The following is a 21822-nucleotide window of genomic DNA, read 5'->3' on the forward strand; positions in this document are numbered from 1 at the left end:
GACCAACCTACGAATACGAAGCGATCGCGCTTGAGCCAGTCGTCTAGAACGTCAAACCACCCTCTACTGGGTGCGCGTCCAACTGCGATGGTCATCGGACTAAAATCCTCTTTTTTTACTAAAATTGCAACGTTTTTAAGGCAGTACGGAAAGCTAGTGCAACCAACTCCCGTGAGGAATTAACGTTTTTTTGACAATCTCAACAGCCTGAAAACAACTGAGATTCTGAGAGCTTACTGATCTAAAATCAGTATTTCTCTTTGTTTATGTCATTACACGTACCATCGGCTAGTAATCTAGTTTGTGGTAACTTAATGATTCTTAATTTATCACACTAGTCCGGGTTTTGCCTGATACACAACAAGCAAGTCAGGTATGAAACACTAACCCTATAATTAATATGAATATCAGAATTTTTACAATTTGACACAACTTTTCTCAGAAATCTGAAAAAATTTAGTGCAGATGGGCGTAGGTAGGTAACTCATTCCCCAGAGGTCAAAAATAGTCAGGGAGCAGGGAAGAAAGAATTTTTAAGAAATATATAGATTTTATGGGTAGAAGGAACAGTGAGAGGCGCAGTTGAGTTTTTGTCAACGATGTTTGGTAAAATGTAAATGGTTACTTCGCCGCCACGATCGCTGATACACCTCTGGAAAACCTATGTGAAACGTTGGACAACGGGAAAGGAAGTTAGCACATCTTGACTAATACAAATAGCCTAAGTGGTTTGTCCCATAGTGTAAGTAAGCCAGCATCATCCAGGACAGTAAAATTTGTCGGGTACAGGGTCAAGAATTCATAACTGGATAGCAAAAGCGTTCAGTGTGCGAATATGTCACAACGAGTATCTCACGGGCAATGGTAGTTAAATGACGGCATCAACAACGATTAACAAAGGCGATCGCCTCCTGCATCAAAATGTTCTCGGTTCTCGTCGGTTCAGTAACTACTGGTGGGCAACTATCGTTACCTTGGGAGCAAGCGGCTTTTTATTGGCTGGCATATCCAGTTATTTAAAAGTTAATTTACTCATAGTTTCCGATCCAACTCAACTGATATTTTTCCCCCAAGGACTGGTGATGGGGTTATATGGCACTGCTGGCTTGCTATTAGCCACATACCTCTGGCTAGTGATTTTCTTAGACGTGGGCGGCGGTTACAACGAATTTAATCAGGAAACTGGGACAATCAAAATCTTCCGTTGGGGATTTCCTGGCAAAAACCGCCGCATTGAGATTAACAGCCGCATAGAAGATGTGCAATCTGTGCAAATAGCCGTCAAAGAAGGTCTTAATCCCCTTCGCGCCCTCTATCTACGCATTAAAGGCCGGCGAGATATACCCTTAACACGGGTTGGACAACCGTTATCTTTAACAGAGTTGGAAACAGAAGGCGCAAAGTTAGCCCGCTTTTTAGGAGTGTCGCTAGAAGGACTGTAAGGGAATGGAGAGTGGGAAGTGGGGAGATGAGGGAGATGAGGAGAATAAGCAATGCCCAATGCCTAATGCCCCTCGAAACGATAAGATACTGTGGTTAAATCAGTAACTGGCAATGCGGTTAAAAATTTCCCAATTTTTGCTTTCTTTTGTACTCATTAGTGGCTTGATGTTGGGTGGATGTTCAACACAGCAAGTCGCTTCTAATACATCTTCTCCAACCTCGACAGCTACCTCAACCACAAGCGAGGCAAGCTCCAAGACAACTACTGAAGCAACATCTGTATCTCAAACTAGTAATGAGACTATTCCTGGAATCACAGATTTACCACGGCTCGAAGGCAAGGCTACTGTGGTGATGACGGTTAAAGGTTCGCCGATTACTATCGAAGTAGACGGCACTGATGCCCCAATTACAGCTGGCAACTTCGTGGATTTAGTCCAAAAGGGCGTCTACGATGGTTTAGCTTTCCATCGAGTTGTACGCGAACCCCAACCATTTGTAGTTCAAGGGGGCGATCCTAAAAGCAAAAACCCGAAAGTTCCGGTAGATAAACTGGGAGAAGGTAGTTATATTGACCCAAAAACGGGAAATGCTCGTTATATACCTTTAGAAGTTAAGCCAAAAGGTTCAGATACACCGATTTACAATAAACCATTTGATGCTACTGCTCAACCCGTCGTATTGCCCCATAAGCAGGGTGCAGTAGCGATGGCGCGATCGCAACAACCAGATTCTGCTTCTGCCCAGTTTTACTTTGCTTTAGCCGATTTAGCCTTCTTGGATGGTAACTACGCTGTGTTTGGCAATGTGACTCAAGGCTTTGCTGTAGTGAACAAAATTCAGCAAGGCGATCGCATTGACTCTGCTAAAGTCACCCAAGGGGCTGAAAATCTGAAAACACCTGGAAAGTAGGAGAAATCAATTCAAAATTGAAAATATTGAATGTTTGAATAGCGAAAGATTCCTCACTCGCAAAATTCAAATTGGTTAAGGTTTGTGTCACTGGTATTGGTTTAATTTCCGCCTTGGGTGGAAGCTTGGAGGAGAGTTGGCAAAATTTGCTCGCAGGTAAATCTGGAATTCGATTATATCAACCATTTCCAGAACTTACACCACTTCCTTTAGGTTTGATTAGTCAACAACCATCTGAGTTAATATTGTTAACTCAGATGGTTGTTTCTTCTGCTTTGCAAGATGCTGGGTTAATTCCACCTTTAGCTGATTGTGCTGTAGTCATGGGATCGAGTCGCTCTTATCAAGCGTCTTGGGAAATATTCGCAAGGCAAATGTATGGAGATGCGGCGAATTTATCAGTGTCCTCTTTGGGAAATTGGCTAGATACATTACCTCACATGAATGCGATTGCAGCTGCAAGACAAATCGGTGCATCGGGGATAGTTTTGGCACCGATGGCAGCTTGTGCTACTGGAATTTGGTCTATTGCCCAAGCAGCTTTGCTTATACAAACTGGGCAATGTCAACAGGCTCTAGCTGGCGCAGTGGAAGCACCAATTACACCCTTAACTTTAGCAGGGTTTCAGCAGATGGGTGCTTTAGCGAAAACTGGGGCTTATCCCTTTGATTTGCACCGAGAAGGCTTAGTATTAGGCGAAGGCGCAGCTGTGTTTGTCTTAGAATCAGCAGAGTTGGCAAAGCAGCGTCAAGCAAAAGTGTATGGTGAAATTCTCGGTTTCGGCTTAACTAACGATGCATATCATAGCAATTCACTAGAACCTGAAGGGAAAAGTGCGATCGCAGCCATCAAACAATGTCTAGAACGTAGTTGTCTCTCACCAGCCGACATTGATTATATTCATGCTCATGGCACAGCTACCCAGCTAAATGATCGCATAGAAAGCATGGTAATTCAGCGTTTGTTTCCTCAAAGAGTGGCAGTTAGTTCCACCAAAGGAAGCACAGGTCATACATTAGGAGCATCTGGAGCTTTAGGAGTAGCTTTTTCTCTCATGGCATTAAAGCATCAAATATTACCGCCTTGTGTAGGATTGCAGCAGCCAGAGTTTGATTTGGATATCGTTACAGCCGCCCGTCTCAGTAAAATTAGGCAGGTATTATGTTTGAGTTTTGGCTTTGGTGGACAGAATGCGGCGATCGCATTGAGAGAATGAAGCCACTTAAACCTAAATGTTATGTAACTCTTGTGTGGTGGGCAGCGTTCGACTGAGCGCTCACGCCGTACCCCTCCGGGGAAGCAAGCTACGCGTAGCGTCCCGCAGGGAAGTCTTGCCCAGCCTAATTATCCAAGTTAAATGTAAAACAGCTTACCAACCCTAAGAGGATGTTTGATTCTTAACTTGACACCAATGGCGAGACGCCCACCCCACAAGAAGTAGTTGAGTATTTTTTTATTTGGAAGTCCCTTAGATGAAGTCATCCAAGAAAAACGCCGCCAAGTTTTAGAGCCATAATTCCTCAGTTATTTAGAACAGTATTGACTCACCAGAGACGATATGAGAATTTTTAGATGTCTGCAACTTAGTTTGAACACTATCAATGATTGCCGGCCAATCAGCATCTCTGTTCCATTCAGAGCGAATTCTGGTTTTAGCCGTCGCGTCGTAAAGTTTGCAAAAAACCACATTCTCGTTTCCAGCAATGGGAGCGATAATCAGAGGCTTGGAAAAGTCCTGAACTAGTGATACAGCTAAAAGGAAACTTTTAGCAAAGTTCGTTTCTATCCCAGTCCTCACAACATAAGTTTCATCTGCTCTCACAACGATGTCTAATTTAGTGTTGTCCTTTCCCTTAAATTCTGTCGTTTTTAATTTCAGTTCAGATATATACCCAGTTAGCCCTGTTTGTTGTACAGGAATAGTTTGATTATTATTGATATCGTAGTTATACCACAGGTAAGATTCCCCGTTTAATTCTCCGCTTTTCACATACAAATAAATAGGTTCTGGCGGGTTACAAAGACCTAGTTGAATTTCAGCAATCATCTTTTATGTTCCTTTAGGAAAGATAAAAATTTTCAGATATTCCGTCAAATTCAATATTCTTTAAATTGTGCTTAACTGAAGAAAAATAATAAATATAGGACTCCTATTTTATTTAATTTTTTAATAAGATTCAGCACACATCTATGCCCTTGTTTCCTGTTCCCTGCCCAAGCAACTAAATTCAGGAATCAAATCGGATTGTCATATACAAAAGGGCATCTACAAGAGATGCCCGTCATGTAGGATAACCCTAAAAGGTTTTCCTACACCTTCCCAACAATCAGCAACAGGGACTAATTAAGTATTAGTATGTTCTGTAGTAATATTATTAACTTACAAGCCAAGATGTCGTCAGTGTATACACTTAAAAACTTAATCGCGGGCTTAATTCCCTTTTTTTAAGCAGGGTTAGGGAGGATCGAGTCTACCCAAGCGTATTGGGTCATATCGATGTACTACTCCACAAATGCCAGCCAAAATTAACCATGAAAGCGCATTCAAACGAAAATCGAATAGGGTTACATCTACTGTATTGAATAGAACCCACGCCACAAAAGCCAGAAGATAACTGAAAAATATCAATCTGTCTTCTGTATTTATATATTTTGACTTTCGTAGTAATTGGACACCTGTAATCAAAATCCAAGCGAGTAAGCCACAAAATAAAAAAGCACTGGGAAAACCAGTTTCAGCAGATAACATCAAAAACAAGTTATGGGGATGACCCAAGGGAATCTGCATTTGAGCTTTGTAGAGTCCACTAAAACTGCGTAACCCCCAGCCAGTCAAAGGATGTTCCTGAGCTAAAGACCAGGCAAACTCCCACTGAGTTTTTCGCATTAAAGCGACTGGTCTATCTGGATACATATCGTCATTTAACCTTGCCCAAAAGAAAGCAGGAATGTACTGACGAAAAAATTGAGCCACTGGCGAGGGAGCAAAAGCTGCCAAAAGCACACTAGAGACGATCGCAGCGACACCGCCCACAAGAATGCGCCAACCTTGGTAGAGTGCATAAGCTAAACAGGCCAAAATAGCGATCGCCCACCCATTGCGCGAGTTGGTGAAAATCAAGGCGATGAAATTTGTGATCGCCGCCACGGTTAGGAAGAGAAAGGGGACTGAATTCTTCCCAATACCCAATCGCCATTGTTCAAGCCATAACCCTAGACCAAGGATGAAAATTATTGCTAGATAAGCAGCGAAGGTGTTAGCGTGCAAGAAGAGTGAAGCGATGCGGCCTGGCGGATTTCCTCCTGGTCTGATCGTCCAAGCAAAGACAACCCACAAAATCTCCACCTTCAAACTCCAGCCTAAAAATAACTGTCCCAAGCCGATAATTGCCACCGGCATGGAACCGATGACCAAAATCCAAGCCATTTGCCGCAATTGGGCAAATGTTTGAATCAGAGTGCTATGAGCAGCGAAAAGTAAAAAGAATGGTAATAAATTAAATAAGCCGAGGAAAGCTGCTGTCTTGTCTTGGGCAAACCCAGCAGTGACGATCAGCAACACACTCAAAAGGGCAAATCCCCAGTTGATGGGGCGGCGACTAATTTTGCGGTATTGTTTAAGCCAAGTTATTAATGCGACAAAACCTATAGTCACAGCCCCCAATAAAGGACTCAATGGGAAGATTAACAGTGCCCATAAAGAGTAGTTCCAAGAAGATTGCCAACGAGACTTGAAATAGTCAAAAACTTTGTTCAAGCTGGCTCCCAACATTCCTCACGAGTGAGGCGAATTTGAGCTAAGGCGAAGACGGTAGGGATGATCCGACCATAGTTAGTGGCGATCGCTCTCCATCCTAAATCCGCAAAAAACCAAGTCCACATTATCGGACCAATCACAGCAAACATCGTGCGGGTTGCCCCATAACGAGCTGCACTCACTGTCATACCCCGTTGCGCCATTTGCATCGCTACATAGCTTTGAAATTGCGTTGCAGCTGCTTCTGAGCCTGTAATTGCTGCTTGTTTGGCTACTTCGTATGTAGCAAAGTGGATGGCAAATTGACGGGCAATTTGCTTGAGTACAAGTGGCTGAAGTACGGAAGTAACCGCGATCGCACTACCGCCTTTGAAAAGTAATCCCAAGGGGTCACGTTGCAATAAAAGTGGTAGGGGTTGTTTGAGTTCTGATTTGAGCAGCTGACGCTGCACCCCTACAGTCAATTTTTGCTTTTCCTGTTCAGGCAATTTTTTCCACACTTGTCCTAGCAGATGCAAAAATACTTCTGCTTCTAAATCAATAGTTGCCAGCTGATTAGAATAGGGAATTTTTAGATACTTACATACTTGAACTAACGCTTGGCGGTAAGTTACCTGCCCTGTACGTCCCCGCAATACCGTTATCCCATCTGCCGCCAAAAAGCGAAAGCGACCCTCTAGTGCGTCTAACCAAGCTTTACGGTCTTGGCTTTGCACTTCGATGGGTTGGGGTGTGTGTACATAGTCTAGGGGATTGAACTTCCGACTAAATAGAATTGCCGTTAAATCTTGCAATTCCTCTTCGGTCGCTAACTCTAGCGCCGCCCTCATTTCATCCAATTTCCCATCCTCCCTTCCGTGCAGCTTTCTGTACCTTATTCTACTATCAGCTTTCAGCAGTCATTAGTAATAATTTTGTCCTTTGATCAATACCTTCACCAAAAAAAGAGTATGAAGAGAGGGCTGATCTAGTAGAGTTATTGTCTTCCACAACCACAACTCAGGTGCGATCGCCTTTTTCGAGTACTAACTAGAGTATGTTGGATGCGAACGCCAGCTATTAAGAATGAGTTAGGAAAAAATTGGGGCGAATTGGTTCGCTTGATAATACTAAAGCGAGAATTTCTACAAGTTGTTTGAGCCAATTTAGAGCTTTAGCTTCAGAAATACGTTGATAATTACGAAATTCCATCCACTGCTCTAAATTTACGCCTTCAATTTTCTCCATTGCTAAACAGTGCAATAGTACAGAGCTATTTTTAGGTAAAAGAGTAAAATAACCATCTGGTTCTACCTTGGGAATACCCGCACTGTTTAGCTGACTCAAAACCTTTGCTTCCTGCTGAAATAGTTCAATGGCTTTGAGGTTATTCTCAGTCAGCACTTTTAAGACTTTAGTTTTCCCGCACTCGTCAACTTCAAAAGTGTTACCAAAGCCACGTTGTCCTAGTTGTTTGAGTACCCGATAGTGACCTTGCAATAGGATTTCTGACCCACAGTTACGGCAAATAAGGTTGTTTGCATTCACTGGGTCAACAGGTTTTGGACAATGGGGATTTATACAATAGGTCATTACACAGAAGTAACTATCCTAAAAAATCGATTTTTATTGATATCTAAACAGAGGGCTAAATCTATAGCGGTTATCAGTTGAGTGAGGTACAAGAACGCCAACCCCCTCCCCGCAAGCGATCAGGGGGCTATGATGTACCTCATTTGATTAGGAAAAGCTATATAAGGTTCTATTAATAGAGTTCCCTAAAATTCTGACAAAGTAACATATATAGCGGTTCTCACTCCAGTTCAATACAGTCTGAACCTCACCCCGTATTTGAGTAAAGCAAACACTCCCCTCTCCTTACTAAGGAGAGGGGTTGGGGGTGAGGTTTAAAAATCTACTTCATGCAAACGAGAACGAACCGCTATAGTTTTAAGCTACTGATATATAGCAGTTTTCGTTTCGATGCAACATAAAGTAGGGTTACAACAATTGTTGTAACCCTACAGATTGGCTATGGTTTAACTTTTCTGCATCTCTCCCCACCTTATCTAAAGTTACAACAATTGTTGTAACCCTACAGATTGGCTATATTAAATCTTCTCGAAAAGCACTATAGAATAAAAATTAACCTCATAACTACCGAATTATGAGTAATTCTTCACATTTAGTACATCTAGATTAATGGTTTGCAAAGGCAAATACTTTCTTGCTTGCCTGCGTGGGATAAGTGACGCTAGTGTTAAAAGAAATCGTGCAAAGCAAAACCCTCATCCAAGAAGTCGAGTAGAAAGCTATAATGGCAATCCCAAATAAACAGGTAAAATCTAATACTGATATTTTAGATAGTAGACGCACCCAAACTCGTATCCAAGTTCGCATTCCTAAAGATTTGCATGAGGAACCAGTCATTTCACGACTGGTTTCTCACTATGGGGTAACGGTGATTATTGCTGATGCTCAGATCAGCGCAAAAGTGCCACAATATAGCTGCTTCGATTTGGAACTACGAGGTACTACTTCCCAGATTGAAAGCGCCTTAACTTACCTCGATGAACTGGATTTAGAAGTTTCGTACCAATCCAGCCCTGAAGAAGATGGTTGGTAGATTTAGCTAGGAGTTACGAGTTAGGAGTTAAAAAATTCATAAATCATAACTCCTAACTTTTAACTCTTAACTTTGTTTAAGCCATTTGATTTTCAATCGCCCACCGCGCTAGTTCAGTGCGGTTATGGAGATTAGTTTTGCCCAACATATTGGACACATGGCTTTCAACCGTGCGCTGACTAACATTTAGTTCTTCAGCAATTTCCCGGTTAGCTAGACCCCTAGCGACAAACTGGACTACTTTCAGTTCGGTTGGGGTTAATTGCACATCGAAGGGAACCTGGATACGGGAACCGTTTTCGCCTCCTTTTGCTTGGTGTTCTTTCCAACGGATAGTTTGTTTCAGCGAGGATTCAACTTGCGCTACGAGTTCTTCTGGTTCAAAGGGTTTGACCATATAAACATCAGCACCTTTATTCAGACCCTTAACTCGGTCTGCACTTTGTCCCTTAGCTGAAAGGAAAAGAACCGGAATCCAGCTGGTGCGTTCGTTTTGCCGGACTTGTTCCACAAAAGTATATCCGTCCATTTCCGGCATCATCACGTCGCAGATGATCATGTCTGGAACATCTTGCTCTAAAATTTCCAGAGCTTCACGTCCATTTTCAGCGGTAATGACTTCGTATCCCCGGAATTCTAAGTAATCCTTCACCAGCAAGATGAGGTTAGGGTCATCATCAATCAATAGAAGTCGTTTGTGATCTTTCATGCTGGGCTCTTTCATAGCAGTGGCACTTGTCGCGCTTCGGTCCATCAAAGTCTTGAATATTTATCCTCTATGGTGGGTTATTTCGAGATGTTGTCCTTTTTCCTACTTAACTTGCCTTTGCTGTCTCGAAGCCTCAAAAATGCCGAGCATTTTCAAGAGACTAGTAGCTCGTTAGCTAAAGTCCAGCAAGGATACGTATAGCAGTAGTATCTATAATGCGCTATTATATATCGCATTGAAAGGGGCGGGCGAAAAAACACTGATTAAATAATAATCTTTCTGACTCACAAGTAAGTATTGGCTTAAAGATGACCCTAGCTCAAAACCAACCCGCACTTTCTTTAAGCTTACTGCTATACCATATCCTTCGGTTGTTAAGCCTCTATGAGGTGTTCACAAGCAACTAGGGAATTTTCTGGCAAACGATGGGTTAAAAATGCCTATTCTTCAACCCCCATTATGCCTATTAAGTGTTCTTGGATGATCTGCTCAATAACTCCCAGGTTTGCTTGGCCATATCAGACCCCATCAGTGTAAACCACCATTATGGGTCTAGAACAACAAACGCGCAAGCAGTTGGCTTTATTTCTATAGACGCAAATGGGATGACTCTGTGGCGGCTCATCAAGTTTTAACTCTTTAAGTCGCTTTTTTAAGTACTCCCAGGATTCCAGACTAGCTTCTTTTGAGCAGCAGTTAGCAATTGTCTGGTCAGCGCCAATAAAAATGTGTCGCTGAATTTTTGCAAGTCCGAAAGTTTCTAGACAATAACTCAGGGCTTTATGTTCTGGAGACTTAGTGATTTTGGGGATTTGATGGCTGGACTGGATCACTATATTTTACTCATCGAGCGGCTCCCTGATTACAGTTCTATAACAATTTCCAGTGAATGGGGAGTGGGGGGTGGGGACTGGGGAAGAATTCTTATAACTCCTAAACTCCTAACTCCTAACTCCCTACTCTCTTCGTAACTTACAGAACAAAACCTGAAAAGTAGAAATAATTAAGCATTTATACTTAAGTACACCGATGATCTTCTAGTTCGGGAACCCGTACTCAAGGAATTCTTGCCATTGGGCGCTAATTTTCGGTAGATTAGCACTCAGGAGTGGAGAGTGCTAAACTCTGGAGAAAATAATTATGGCAGCTTTATCTTTAAGCGTTTCTACAGTTAAACCTTTGAGCGATCGCGTTTTCGTAAAAGTGAGCGCCTCAGAGGAAAAGACTGCTGGTGGTCTGTATTTACCCGATACCGCCAAGGAAAAGCCCCAGGTAGGGGAAGTAGTCGCCCTTGGTGCTGGCAAGCGTAACGATGACGGTAGCCGTCAGGAATTGGAAATTAAAATCGGTGATAAGGTGCTGTACTCTAAGTACGCCGGCACTGACATCAAACTCGGCACCGAAGAATATGTACTGCTTTCTGAAAAAGATATTTTAGCAGTCGTTATTTAGTGGGGAATGGGGAGCGGGGAATGGGAATAGGGAACAGGGGATATCAAAAATAAAGACAATGCCCGATGCCCGATGCCCAATGCCCAATACCCAATACCCAATTCAAGAAAAAATTGACTTACTCGCGGAATTTAGACACCTATGGCAAAGCGCATTATCTACAACGAAAACGCCCGTCGCGCCTTGGAACGAGGCATTGACATCCTGGCTGAGGCTGTAGCTGTTACCCTTGGCCCCAAAGGTCGTAACGTAGTTCTAGAAAAGAAATTTGGCGCACCGCAAATTGTTAATGACGGTGTAACGATCGCCAAAGAAATCGAATTAGAAGATCACATTGAAAACACTGGTGTAGCTCTGATTCGTCAAGCTGCTTCTAAGACCAACGATGCTGCCGGCGATGGCACCACCACTGCCACCGTTTTAGCCCATGCGATCGTCAAAGAAGGCTTGCGGAACGTTGCAGCTGGTGCTAATGCGATTTCGCTGAAGCGTGGTATAGACAAAGCTACTGCCTTTTTGGTAGAAAAAATCAAAGAACACGCGCGTCCAGTAGAAGATTCCAAATCCATTGCCCAAGTTGGTGCGATCTCGGCTGGTAATGACGAAGAAGTTGGTCAGATGATTGCCCAAGCAATGGACAAGGTGGGCAAGGAAGGCGTAATTTCCCTAGAAGAAGGGAAATCTATGTTCACAGAGTTGGAAATTACTGAAGGGATGCGCTTTGACAAAGGCTACATCTCTCCTTATTTCGCCACCGATGCTGAACGCATGGAAGCGGTTTTTGATGAGCCTTTCCTACTGCTAACCGATAAAAAAATTGCTTTGGTACAAGACCTTGTACCAGTGTTAGAGCAAGTTGCTCGTGCCGGTCGTCCTTTGGTGATTATCGCCGAAGATATCGAAAAAGAAGCTTTGGCAACCTTGGTAGTAAACCGTTTGCGCGGTGTACTCAACGTGGCTGCTGTTAAGGCTCCTGGCTTTGGCGATCGCCGCAAAGCACTGCTAGAAGACATCGCTGTTTTGACTGGTGGTCAACTAATCACCGAAGATGCTGGTTTGAAGCTAGATAACACCAAGCTGGATAGCCTGGGTAAAGCTCGCCGGATCACCATCACCAAGGACAGCACCACAATTGTTGCCGAAGGTAACGAAGTTCCTGTTAAGGCTCGTGTCGAGCAGATTCGTCGTCAAATGGATGAAACCGAATCTTCTTACGACAAAGAGAAACTGCAAGAGCGTCTTGCTAAACTCTCTGGTGGTGTCGCTGTAGTGAAAGTGGGTGCAGCGACCGAAACGGAAATGAAAGACAAGAAACTGCGCCTAGAAGACGCTATCAACGCCACTAAAGCTGCTGTGGAAGAAGGTATTGTTCCTGGCGGTGGTACAACTCTGGCTCACCTTGCTCCTGAATTGGAAACTTGGGCGAAGAGCAATCTTAAAGATGAAGAGTTGATTGGTGCTTTGATTGTCGTTCGCGCCTTACCTGCACCTCTGAAGCGGATTGCTGAAAACGCAGGTCAGAATGGTGCTGTGATCGCTGAACGTGTGAAAGAGAAAGAATTCAACGTTGGCTACAATGCTGCGACAAACGAATTCGTCGATTTGTTTGATGCTGGTATTGTTGACCCTGCGAAAGTGACTCGTTCTGCTCTGCAAAACGCTGCTTCGATCGCTGGTATGGTGTTGACAACCGAATGTATTATAGTTGACAAGCCTGAGCCTAAGGATAGCGCTCCTGCTGGCGCTGGCGGTGGCGGCGGCGACTTCGATTACTAATACTTTGTAGTTACATAATTTGTGAAAATGGCTGCTTCCTTTATGGAGGCGGCTGTTTTTTTGTGTCAGGAGAAGAAGAGGGTGAGTTACGATAACGCTTGTAAATACTTAGCTGAACAGTACCCGGCTGATTTTGTGCGTTGGTTGCTTGGGGTGGAGGTGCAACAAATTGAAGTATTAAAAACGGAACTCACGCTTGAACCAATTCGTGCGGATTCTGTGACATTTTTACAAGCAGCTAACCAAATTTTGCACATTGAATTTCAAACTTTGGCGAAATCTAATCCGGCGCTTAATTTCCGAATGCTCGATTATTCGGTGAGGTTGAAGCGTCAATACCGTTGTCCTGTAGTGCAAGTGCTAATCTTTTTGCAGCAAACTACTAACGAAGTGGCTTTTACTGAAGAATATCGGGACAACACGACGATTCACCAATATCAGGTTGTTCGTCTTTGGGAGCAAGATTCAACACTATTTTTAGTTAATCCGGCGCTGTTACCTTTAGCGAGTTTGACGCGAACTGACTCGCCGCCAACTTTACTAGCACAAGTGGCTGAACAAGTCGCTACAATTCCAGATAGGGAGGAGCGACAAAATATTGCGGGTTGTGTAGAAATTCTGGCGGGTTTGCGGTTTGACAAAGATTTGGTTCGTCAATTTTTACGGGAGGATATTATGAAAGAGTCTGTAATTTATCAAGATATCGTTCAAAAGGAAGCGTTTAAATTGATTAGTCGTATGCTTAGACGGCGCTTTAGTGATATTGATGCATCATTAGTTGAGCAGATTCGGAATTTATCTGCTGAACAGTTAGAAAATTTGGGAGAGGAACTGCTTGATTTTTCCGAACTTACTGATTTGGCAGTTTGGGTAGAGCAGCAGAAGGAAGAAAAATAAGATCGGAATTAAACTATAGGATTCCGGCTTGATTAATGAAAACTTTTTAAGATAAAAGCCTTGCTGGACAAAAATTTGAGTTTCAGTATGCTTATCATTATTCAAGCCTAATTTTTATATGGCTTTAATGGTTATAGAATCCATGTCATTATCTGCTAGTCAAGGCGAACAAAATTTACATAAAATACTTTGTGAAAATTGCCAGATAACTTTTTAGTTTAGTATAAACAATTCGACTATTAATATTTTGTAGTCCGTTATTTATAAAAATAGCTGCTTCCCTTATGGAAACAGCTATTTTTTTGTTTTAATGAGCCACTTGCGAGCGCACTATTAAAATAAAAGTTCTAAACTTATTTACGCTTACAATAAGCCTTGAGTCCGAGTTCTGTATAGATACCAACAATGATTGCTAGTTCTTCAGATAAAGGCTCAGGTAAATGAGATTTTGCTAAATGATTGGCAATGAGTCCTAAAGTAGGAGGTAAAGCCATTCTGAGAAATTCGTTGTCACATATCAGTTTTTGGTATTGCTCATCTACCAAACTTAAAACCAAACTTGAATCTTGTCCACAACGGTTTGCTAACTTTGTAGTCGCCGCTTCTAAATTTCCTCCACACGACTCAAGAACGTTAAGGGCATCTAAAGCACCAGGATAACTTGATAATTCAGAGCGAAATCTCTTGATTTGTGCATCTTCGACTGTAGTCATAGATTAATTTTTGAAAAATAGCTATTACAAAACTTTAAATTAAAATTTTTGCTATTGACTTCAGTAATATCCCTTAATTACATTTTTAAGTTTCAGGATTAAACCAGGTTTCATGACTCCCTGCGGCTTGACGATGAATAACAAAGCCAAAGGTTTTTAAGATTTTGATAATCTGTCTGTAGCTAAACCCAGCTAGCCGTCCCATGAATTGACTACTGACCGACAACTAAAGGATAGTTAAATTGTTCGGCTATTGGTTGCAAATAATCTTGATCTTGAGATTGTGCTTCTAATAACTTACGTGCTACATCACGGGCAATTTCTAAAGTTTCAGCAACAGTCCGTCCTTGAGCTACTAAACCTTGAAGCTCATCGGATGTTGCTAAATAAACGCCTTCAGGTAATTTTTCAATGTGGATGTTTAGCAATTTTTCCATTTTTGTCCGTGGTGATTACGTCTACTTTAATTTATATTCTATCGCTTTGTTAAACTACAGCGATCGCAACCTTTTTTACTTCCATATATCAAAAGTTTTTCTTGGTATCTTTGCGTGATATTATCATTCCTTATTAAAGTTAGCGAATAAATTGGGAATTATAATATAAGAAATAGGGTGCATTAATTCACTCTCAATAAATATCAGGATTCACATGGCACAACCAAAATATGAAGGTTATTGCGAATGCACTCCTACGAAATTAGTCCGAGAAAAGTTTGGAGATGTCAATGTTTATGCACAAAATGCTAAATCACTCTTAACAAAGGCTACTGGTTTTATTGGTGATTATGATTTTACTCTCAATCCTTACAGGGGATGTCAATACGGTTGTAGTTATTGCTATGCTGCTGCATTTAGCCCGAATGCTCAAATGCGCCAAGATTGGGGTAAATGGGTAATTTTTAAAGAAAATGCGGCTGAGATTTTAGCGAAAGAATTAAAAAAATGGTATGAAAAAAATCCCCAGCTTCCTCCTAGTATATACATGAGTAGCGTTACTGATCCTTATCAACCACTTGAGTCTAAATATCAACTGACTCGTCGATTGTTGGATGTAATGCTTGATGTGGGGATTGACGGTTATCCAACTCCAACTTTGGTGATTCAAACTCGTAGCCCAATTATTACTAGAGATATTGATTATTTACAACGATTTAAGCGATTGCGAATTAATATGAGCATTCCTACTGGTAGCGAATTAGTGAGAAAAGATTTTGAACCGCGATCGCCCAGTATTAAAGCTAGACTAAATGCCATCATTAAAATTAAACGAAGTATTGATTATTTCAAAGGTTTTCTTCCCAAAATCTCTATCACTATTACCCCTCTACTTCCTACTTTACCGACTGATGAAGCTGCTTTTATTGATAAACTAGCTATCGCAGATAGAATTGTAATTCAAGCTTTTCATCCTAGCGATAGTCGTTCTCTTATGGCATCAACTCGCCAAGAAGCTGAAGAAATTAAGCAAAAATATGCTTGGTGGTATGAGGATGAGAAATTAAGCTATATAAAATTTAAGGAAAAGTTAGTTTCTCGGCTTCCAGGTGTACAAATTATGGAAGGCAAAGAGGGATTTGGTTATGAATAATCCTATCGTAAATTGGTGGCGAAGTCAGCAGCTAAAATTATCTTTAAAACGCGGGGATATGCGACGCGCAATGCAACTCTTGCAAGAGATTCAAAAATCAGGTGCAACATTGTTTACGATGTTCACCAAGTTGAAAGCCAAGAACAGGAAAAAAATGTAGTACATAAATTTCTGGCAGAACTGGGATTAGAGTTAGTCTGGTATAAATATCTAACTTCAACAGGTTCAAGAACACCTTTGTCCCTTGCTAAATTTGGTAAATTTGCTCGATAAAAATTACCAAAACAACTCTATATGAGTCCAATACTCCAACAGTATTTTGACCAGAAGTATCAGTCATGTTATACATTAGATGATTATGTAATGTTGGCGAAAAAATACTGATAAATTGCAGGTAAAGCAGTAGAGAATGTATTAAATAAATATAAGGTATCTGAACTTTAATCTTAAATTTCTAAATGATCTGCAACTCACAAACCGCAGAAGGTTGGCATGGCAAACTTAATTTAGTCTATGCCGATCGCCAGGGTAAAACCCAATTAATTTACAATCACCAACAAGCGCCCCTGAAGGTACAACGCCCATTTTATCCAGAAGGGGAAATTTGTCATAGCGTCATTTTACATACAGCTGGGGGAGTTGTGGGAGGCGATCGCCTTTCCTCTAACATCCACCTCCAACCCCAAGCCCAAGCCTTAATCACTACAGCATCTGCTAGTAAGATATACCGCAGTAATGGCTTACAAGCTAGACAAACCATCCAGATGCAAGTTGATGCTGGTGCTTGCTTAGAATGGTTGCCGCAAGAGACAATTTTATTTAACGGCGCGATTTATCGGCAAGATTTACGGGTAGAATTAGCAACCGGGGCTAGTTGCTTAGGCTGGGAAATTACCCGATTTGGTCGCACTGCTAGAGGAGAAAAATTTTATCTTGGAGAATGGCGATCGCACACCGAAATTTGGCAAGAAGGTATTCCTTTGTGGATTGATCGCCAATACTTACCCGGTAGCGAAGACATTTTCCACAGTCCTCACGGCTTGGCTGGAAAACCAATTGTAGGTAGTCTAGTTTGGGTTGGTGGTGCAGTTTCAGCAGAAATTGTCGAAAAAACCCGAAATTTATGGGATGGGGAAGGAGAAGCGGGTGTTAGCCGATTACAACATGGATTATTGTGTCGATATCGCGGTTTTTCTACATCTGAGGTGAGAAACTGGTTTATTGATGTTTGGCAGTTGCTGCGAGTTTCTTTCTTGAATCGTGGTAATTGTATACCAAGAGTGTGGCAGGTTTAAACGAACCGCAGAGGCGCAGAGGACACAGAGGAGATAAGAATGCAACTTACGCCGCAGGAAAAAGATAAGCTATTGATTTTTACAGCTGCTTTAGTAGCAGAAAGACGTAAAGGAAGGGGTTTAAAACTGAATTATCCCGAAGCAGTTGCTTATATTTCTGCTGCTATTTTAGAAGGGGCGAGAGATGGGCAAACTGTAGCTGAATTGATGAGTTATGGTACAACTCTATTAACGCGAGATGATGTCATGGAAGGGATATCAGAAATGGTGCATGATGTGCAGGTGGAAGCTACTTTTCCTGATGGCACAAAGTTAGTGACAGTACATAATCCAATTCGTTAATGAAAAAGAACTTAATATAGTAAAAATAGGGATAAGGCAAATAGAGGTAACGAAATGGTATCACCATACCGATTAACATCAGTCAAAATTCAGGGTTATCGACCTTTTAGAAATTTTGAAGCGCCATTACAACCATTAGAAATTATTGTTGGTGCTAATGGTGCTGGAAAATCTAGTTTGTTTGAATTTCTGAGATTTTTACGAGAAAGTTTATCTCAAGATATACCAGCAGAAATAGTTCCTGATTCTATTGGTCAACAGATTTTTCATATTCCAGGCCCAGCTAAGTTTCAATGGGATATAGAAATTGATACAGGTCGTCCAGTTGGCATTAGATATTTAGGGGAACTCATGGGGCCTGTTGGTCGAACTCAAGTTTCCTATGAACGTGTAGAATCATCTAAACCTTTTAGTGATAAATACACTCATCCATATATATATATGGATATTAAAGGTAATAAAGGTGTTGTCCAAGACCAGGACACTAAAAAATTTGCACAGCAAGAGATTGCGCTAAAGCGGCCTAATCAGCTTGCTTTAAGTGTAATGACAAATCCATCACTTGAGGCTTTATATAACTTACGTGAATATATTCGTGATTGGAAGTTTTATAGTTCTTTTAATATAGCAAATCATAAAATTCGCAAATCAGTTCTGATTGAACAAGAACCTGTTTTACGTGAAGATGCAGGCAATTTAAGTTCAATTTTGTTTTTCTTAAAAAACGAACATGAATCAGCATTTGATGAACTACAACAACACTTGCGTTCTGTAATTCCTGGTTTTAAAGAATTGACAGTAAAAGCGCGTGGTGGTCCAGGAGAAGTGATCGCTTTTTGGCAGGAATCAGGAATTGATCAAGACCTTAGCCTTGCTGATTTATCAGATGGTATTTTACGCTTAATTTGTTGGATTTGTCTTTGTGTACAGCCAAATCCACCCTCCTTAATTTGCATTGATGAACCAGATCAAGGCGTTCATCCTCGAACGCTTCCTGTTCTTGCTGGTTTATTTGAAAAAGCTTCTGAACGCACTCAAATTTTATTGGCTACTCATGCTTCTTATTTCTTAACTCAATTTGACATATCTCAAATTGCTGTACTCAGAAAAGAAAATGGGGAAGCAAAGTTTATTAAACCTGGAAATTCTCAAGTTTTAATAGATATGCTTGATGATTTTGGCTCAGATGAAATAGAGAAGTTGCACCGTAGTGATGAATTAGAGCGACTACCATGAGAGTTTTGATTTATGTGGAAGGTCCATCTGATAAATTGGCAATGGAAGCATTATTTGCAAGTTTAATTAATAATAAATATCAACAAGGTATCAGGATCGAATTTTTCCCTGTTAAAGGAAGTGATAATAGTAGAGGAGGGGATGCTAAAAAAGATTTACTAACAAAGACTCCAATAACAGCAATTAATATTATCCGTAACCAGCCAGATTCAATTGTGGTGGTCATACCAGACCTATATCCCAAAAACAAGGGTTTTGAGCATGAAACAGTTCAAGACCTAGAAAATGGTATTTTAAAAAATTTTACTCAAGCACTACAGTCTAAAGGAATTACTGATAATCGCTTAAGAGAGCGTTTTAGAGTTTTTTGCTTTAAACATGATCTGGAAGCATTAATTTTAGCTGCTGAGTCTGAATTAAAGAGCGTACTTGGTGTTAATACTTTACCGATAACGTGGACAAAAACAATTGAAGACCAAAATCATGATGTCCCGCCTAAAAAAATTGTAGAAGGAATTTTTCAAGAATGTGGCAAGAAATATCAAGGCTCTGTAGATGCACCAAAAATATTAGGAAATGCTAGATATCAAGATATTGCAGAACAATGTCCTCAAGCATTCAGACCGTTTGTGGATTTTTTAGAACATCTTTAAAATTAGGAAAAATAGATATATGATTCCTGGAGAAATCATCACACCAGCAGGTGAAATTGAACTAAATGTTGGTCGTCCAACTATAAAATTGCAAGTTTCAAATACAGGCGATCGCCCCATACAAGTCGGTTCCCACTATCACTTTTATGAAGTCAACACTGCCTTAAACTTTGATAGAGAACAAGCGCGAGGAATGCGTCTCGATATCCCCGCAGGAACCGCAGTTCGCTTTGAACCAGGCGATGAAAAAGAAGTTACGTTAGTTCCCCTAGTTGGTACTCGCCAAGTCTACGGCTTCAACAGCAAAATTAACGGGCATTTAGATACTTAAAATCATTAGATGCTATTCTAATTAAACTAGGTAGGGAATAAATGCTACGTACCTGCGATTGAGTTAGCAACTACCGTTGCAGCCGCAACTAAATGTTGTCCAAAAGTAGCATATCCATTCGGACAACGATTTTTGATAATTGCTAAATCAATCTCAAAAGCAAGTTTCCATCGAATTTGTAGAGGGCGTTGATTGCTACTATTTTCAGAGAGATATGTTGATTGTGCGATCGCATTTTCTAAAATACCTTTTCCACCATCTAATTCTTCTAAATTTTCCAGAGGTTCAAGCTCTGCACCTAAAATACTTGATACAGTTTGAGTGTCTGCCAACAACCACATTTCAAAATTTTTAATCGCTAAACCTCCTGCACTGCGATCGCTAATTTTTTGCTCCTTAACATCCAGGTGATTATCACGGATTTTATTTAAAGCCCGTTCTAAGTCAATTTGCCTTTGCTGAAGCTTATCATCTGCATCAACCACAATTAGGATCATATCAACTTCTTCAGGTTTCCACGCGATAGTCAGCTGTGCTAAATATTTTGGATCTAAAATTGAGTGTCCTACACGCCGTTTAAAGACTCGACTCTCGCTGATGGATGGATGTCTTTGTACAAAATCACAATCAGGCAATCCCAAATTATTAATTTCTCGTCTGATTAAGGTATGAAGTGCCCCTTCTCTATCTCTTTCAATAACTTTTCCACCATCTTCTGGTTTAATATAGGGAATACTTGCTCCGAGTTCTGCTTCTCCCTCAGCAATTAGCCCAATACGAATCGCCCGATTCATACCGGATTACCTCCAAACACATTCGTAAACCAAAGTTCACCTAATGCTCCATCATAAGCTTCTAGGGCTTTTTTGAAGCGTTCTGAATCAATGGGTAAGGCATGAATTTGAGTTTTACCTTCGGTGTCTAACTCAACAGCACGGACTTGGTGAGGTTCGACATAATTTAGCAACACGGGAGAATGAGTTGTGATTAATACTTGAACGGGTTTACCTGTAATCCCCTCTGTGGAAATTATTTGCAATAATTCCATCATTTTGTGTAACAACCAAGGATGAACTCCGTTTTCTATCTCTTCAAAACAAATAATACTGGGGGTATTTTCTTGATACAGTGCGGTTAGAAATGCCAAAATTCTAAGTGTACCATCTGATATATCCGAAGCAGGTATATGATGTTCAGAATATCTGTCGATTAATTCCAGTAAAAAAGTTCTATCTTCTCTACGCAGTAAAGAAATTCTCTGTATATTAGGAACAAGCCGTGTCAAACGTTCCTCCAACTCATCAAAACTTTTACGATTAGTGAGCAAAATATCAGCTAGAGCATCAACAATTCCCTGTCCTGTTTTATCCATTCCACCAGTTGATGGAATATTATTAGAGAGACTAATTGGGGCAAAGTCATAAATACTAACTTTTCTGATTGCCTTGGCTAGAGGAAATTCAAAATAATTATTAGAAACTAAAAAATTTCTTATACTATGTGTATTCAGACTTGCTACACTACTAGGTTTTCCAGAATTTTCTTGACTCTTAATAGTCACTATTCGCTGAGGAGAATCAATATTAATTGATATAACTGAAAGGAACTGCTGATTTTCTATATTTAAGATGGTGCTGACCTCAAATAAAATATAATCTTGTTTTCCCTGCCAGAATTTTGATTCTATTTTCTGCTGGTTTGTATTTACGGCTATTAAAGATTGAGCGAAAAAAGGTATTACTTCATAAATAGTTGTATTAGCTATTAATCTTTCCAAAAAATTAGATAATACAAATAAAGCTTCACAAATATTCGACTTTCCAGAACCATTCGGTCCAATGAATACAGTTAATGGTTCTAAATTAACTTCGATATCAAAGAGGCTCTTGTAGTGCTGAACTCTCAGTTTAGATAACATTCTACCTCAGCTTTATATCTGCCTATATTCCAAATATCATTCTATATTTTCGCATTGATAAATTCGCTTTAACTACTATTAAAATTTATTTTCCTACATCTACTGTCACAAAAAAATGATAAATTTATACAAATTTCCTCTGAATATCTCTAAACTTGCTCAAAAATAATCAAAGTAACACCACCCCCAGGA

At 40.7% G+C, this 21822-nt stretch carries 24 protein-coding genes; 14 read left to right on the plus strand and 10 right to left on the minus strand.

Annotated features, from left to right (window positions below; translation table 11 throughout):
* Nucleotides 1-872: 872 nt before the first annotated feature.
* The 3 genes from V7K15_RS16320 to V7K15_RS16330 all read left to right on the plus strand — a co-directional run bounded on the left by V7K15_RS16320 (nt 873) and on the right by V7K15_RS16330 (nt 3572).
* Nucleotides 873-1442, plus strand: coding sequence for a photosystem I assembly protein Ycf4 (locus tag V7K15_RS16320; protein WP_334906676.1), 570 nt, complete (start codon nt 873-875; stop codon nt 1440-1442).
* A 112-nt stretch (nt 1443-1554) separates the two neighbouring features.
* On the plus strand, nt 1555-2355 hold the full coding sequence (locus V7K15_RS16325; RefSeq protein ID WP_334906678.1) for a peptidylprolyl isomerase: 801 nt from the start codon (nt 1555-1557) through the stop codon (nt 2353-2355).
* A 71-nt stretch (nt 2356-2426) separates the two neighbouring features.
* A complete protein-coding gene (locus V7K15_RS16330; RefSeq protein WP_334906680.1) occupies nt 2427-3572 on the plus strand; it encodes a beta-ketoacyl-ACP synthase in 1146 nt (381 codons plus the stop codon).
* Nucleotides 3573-3884: 312 nt separating this feature from the next.
* Here the strand turns inward: V7K15_RS16330 and V7K15_RS16335 are convergent, their stop codons facing one another.
* The 4 genes from V7K15_RS16335 to V7K15_RS16350 form a co-directional block, all read right to left on the minus strand.
* Nucleotides 3885-4403 carry a hypothetical protein gene (locus tag V7K15_RS16335; protein WP_334906682.1) on the minus strand — a complete coding sequence of 173 codons (519 nt, stop codon included), beginning with the start codon at nt 4401-4403 and terminating at the stop codon, nt 3885-3887.
* A gap of 408 nt (nt 4404-4811) precedes the next feature.
* Nucleotides 4812-6128, minus strand: a complete 1317-nt coding sequence (locus V7K15_RS16340; protein WP_334906684.1) for an O-antigen ligase family protein — start codon at nt 6126-6128, stop codon at nt 4812-4814.
* Entirely contained in the window at nt 6110-6952 is an 843-nt protein-coding gene (locus V7K15_RS16345) for a YaaW family protein (protein ID WP_334906686.1), read from the minus strand. The genes V7K15_RS16340 and V7K15_RS16345 overlap by 19 nt, the downstream gene beginning before the upstream one ends.
* Before the next feature lie 220 nt (nt 6953-7172).
* A complete protein-coding gene (locus V7K15_RS16350) occupies nt 7173-7685 on the minus strand; it encodes a 4-Cys prefix domain-containing protein (RefSeq protein WP_334906688.1) in 513 nt (170 codons plus the stop codon).
* A 724-nt stretch (nt 7686-8409) separates the two neighbouring features.
* Here V7K15_RS16350 and V7K15_RS16355 point away from each other — a divergent pair.
* Nucleotides 8410-8718, plus strand: a complete 309-nt coding sequence (locus V7K15_RS16355) for an NIL domain-containing protein (protein WP_334906690.1) — start codon at nt 8410-8412, stop codon at nt 8716-8718.
* Between the two features lie 76 nt (nt 8719-8794).
* On the opposite strand, the gene V7K15_RS16360 is transcribed toward V7K15_RS16355, so the two are convergent.
* A complete protein-coding gene (locus tag V7K15_RS16360) occupies nt 8795-9472 on the minus strand; it encodes a response regulator transcription factor (protein ID WP_012407592.1) in 678 nt (225 codons plus the stop codon).
* Nucleotides 9473-10567: 1095 nt separating this feature from the next.
* Between V7K15_RS16360 and groES the strand changes: the two genes are divergently transcribed.
* The 3 genes from groES to V7K15_RS16375 all read left to right on the plus strand — a co-directional run bounded on the left by groES (nt 10568) and on the right by V7K15_RS16375 (nt 13552).
* Nucleotides 10568-10879: a co-chaperone GroES gene (gene groES / locus V7K15_RS16365; RefSeq protein ID WP_334906692.1), complete on the plus strand. Its 312-nt coding sequence runs from the start codon at nt 10568-10570 to the stop codon at nt 10877-10879.
* A 141-nt stretch (nt 10880-11020) separates the two neighbouring features.
* Nucleotides 11021-12655 carry a chaperonin GroEL gene (gene groL, locus V7K15_RS16370; RefSeq protein WP_334906694.1) on the plus strand — a complete coding sequence of 545 codons (1635 nt, stop codon included), beginning with the start codon at nt 11021-11023 and terminating at the stop codon, nt 12653-12655.
* A gap of 81 nt (nt 12656-12736) precedes the next feature.
* Nucleotides 12737-13552 (plus strand): DUF4351 domain-containing protein, encoded by an 816-nt coding sequence (locus V7K15_RS16375; protein ID WP_334906696.1) that lies wholly within the window; start codon nt 12737-12739, stop codon nt 13550-13552.
* 353 nt (nt 13553-13905) lie between these two features.
* Here V7K15_RS16375 and V7K15_RS16380 read toward each other — a convergent pair whose 3' ends face one another.
* The 3 genes from V7K15_RS16380 to V7K15_RS16390 form a co-directional block, all read right to left on the minus strand.
* A complete protein-coding gene (locus V7K15_RS16380; RefSeq protein WP_334906698.1) occupies nt 13906-14265 on the minus strand; it encodes a hypothetical protein in 360 nt (119 codons plus the stop codon).
* An 85-nt stretch (nt 14266-14350) separates the two neighbouring features.
* Nucleotides 14351-14470 (minus strand): type II toxin-antitoxin system HicA family toxin, encoded by a 120-nt coding sequence (locus V7K15_RS16385; protein WP_334906700.1) that lies wholly within the window; start codon nt 14468-14470, stop codon nt 14351-14353.
* 7 nt (nt 14471-14477) lie between these two features.
* Complete coding sequence (locus tag V7K15_RS16390; protein ID WP_334906702.1) at nt 14478-14702, minus strand: type II toxin-antitoxin system HicB family antitoxin; 225 nt, start codon at nt 14700-14702, stop codon at nt 14478-14480.
* Between the two features lie 214 nt (nt 14703-14916).
* Between V7K15_RS16390 and V7K15_RS16395 the strand changes: the two genes are divergently transcribed.
* From V7K15_RS16395 to V7K15_RS16425, 7 genes are all read left to right on the plus strand, one after another.
* Entirely contained in the window at nt 14917-15855 is a 939-nt protein-coding gene (locus V7K15_RS16395) for an SPL family radical SAM protein (protein ID WP_334906704.1), read from the plus strand.
* A complete protein-coding gene (locus V7K15_RS16400) occupies nt 15848-16015 on the plus strand; it encodes a hypothetical protein (RefSeq protein ID WP_334906706.1) in 168 nt (55 codons plus the stop codon). Before V7K15_RS16395 ends, V7K15_RS16400 begins: the two co-directional genes overlap by 8 nt.
* A 298-nt stretch (nt 16016-16313) precedes the next feature.
* A complete protein-coding gene (locus V7K15_RS16405; protein ID WP_334906708.1) occupies nt 16314-17150 on the plus strand; it encodes an urease accessory protein UreD in 837 nt (278 codons plus the stop codon).
* Nucleotides 17151-17189: 39 nt separating this feature from the next.
* Nucleotides 17190-17492 carry an urease subunit gamma gene (ureA, locus tag V7K15_RS16410; RefSeq protein WP_334906710.1) on the plus strand — a complete coding sequence of 101 codons (303 nt, stop codon included), beginning with the start codon at nt 17190-17192 and terminating at the stop codon, nt 17490-17492.
* A gap of 54 nt (nt 17493-17546) precedes the next feature.
* Entirely contained in the window at nt 17547-18728 is a 1182-nt protein-coding gene (locus tag V7K15_RS16415) for an AAA family ATPase (protein ID WP_334906712.1), read from the plus strand.
* Nucleotides 18725-19381, plus strand: a complete 657-nt coding sequence (locus tag V7K15_RS16420; protein ID WP_334906714.1) for a DUF4276 family protein — start codon at nt 18725-18727, stop codon at nt 19379-19381. Before V7K15_RS16415 ends, V7K15_RS16420 begins: the two co-directional genes overlap by 4 nt.
* A 19-nt stretch (nt 19382-19400) precedes the next feature.
* The gene (locus V7K15_RS16425; protein ID WP_334906715.1) at nt 19401-19712 is read left to right on the plus strand and encodes an urease subunit beta; all 312 of its coding nucleotides are present in this window, start codon (nt 19401-19403) and stop codon (nt 19710-19712) included.
* Nucleotides 19713-19756: 44 nt separating this feature from the next.
* Here the strand turns inward: V7K15_RS16425 and V7K15_RS16430 are convergent, their stop codons facing one another.
* Both V7K15_RS16430 and V7K15_RS16435 read right to left on the minus strand, forming a co-directional pair.
* Nucleotides 19757-20506, minus strand: coding sequence for a hypothetical protein (locus V7K15_RS16430; protein WP_334906717.1), 750 nt, complete (start codon nt 20504-20506; stop codon nt 19757-19759).
* The gene (locus V7K15_RS16435; RefSeq protein ID WP_334906719.1) at nt 20503-21630 is read right to left on the minus strand and encodes an AAA family ATPase; all 1128 of its coding nucleotides are present in this window, start codon (nt 21628-21630) and stop codon (nt 20503-20505) included. Before V7K15_RS16435 ends, V7K15_RS16430 begins: the two co-directional genes overlap by 4 nt.
* Nucleotides 21631-21822: the final 192 nt, after the last annotated feature.

It is taken from the genome of Nostoc sp. (genome assembly GCF_036919815.1).
Classification (GTDB): Bacteria; Cyanobacteriota; Cyanobacteriia; order Cyanobacteriales; family Nostocaceae; genus Nostoc.